Source organism: Mesorhizobium sp. M8A.F.Ca.ET.165.01.1.1 (assembly GCF_004792065.1).
GTDB lineage: Bacteria > Pseudomonadota > Alphaproteobacteria > Rhizobiales > Rhizobiaceae > Mesorhizobium.
In genome coordinates this window covers 1-339 of sequence record NZ_SRTH01000140.1, presented here as the reverse complement: position 1 = coordinate 339, position 339 = coordinate 1, and the positions used below count along the sequence as shown (strand labels likewise).

Annotated in this window: 1 protein-coding gene; it reads left to right on the top strand. The window is 57.2% G+C overall.

The window, feature by feature from the left end; translation table 11 throughout:
- Positions 1 to 116 precede the first annotated feature (116 nt).
- Positions 117 to 339 (top strand): SAM domain-containing protein (locus tag EN808_RS35460; protein ID WP_135918241.1); only part of this gene is annotated, 223 nt, incomplete at its 3' end.

Here is a 339-nt window from a genome sequence, read left to right as displayed (position 1 = left end):
CATAAGCTGTCATCACAACATGCGGCAGTGACCACGGCTCTCCAAGCCAACATTCTTCGAAATTCCCGGCATTTGAGTTAGTATCGCGTGCTGAGGTACGGCCTTGGGGAGCTGTCGTGGACATTGCTGCTTGGTTGCGACGTCTCGGGCTGGAGCAATACCAGCAGGCGTTTCGCGACAACGCTATCGATGGGGAAGTTCTGCCCGAGTTGACTGACGCCGACCTCCAGCAGCTCGGTATTCTACTCGGCCATCGCAAGCGGCTCCTCAAGGCGATCGCAGAGCTCGGACCGCCTACAGACCGCTCCAAGCCGAGCACTGTCGAGATCAAAATTCAAC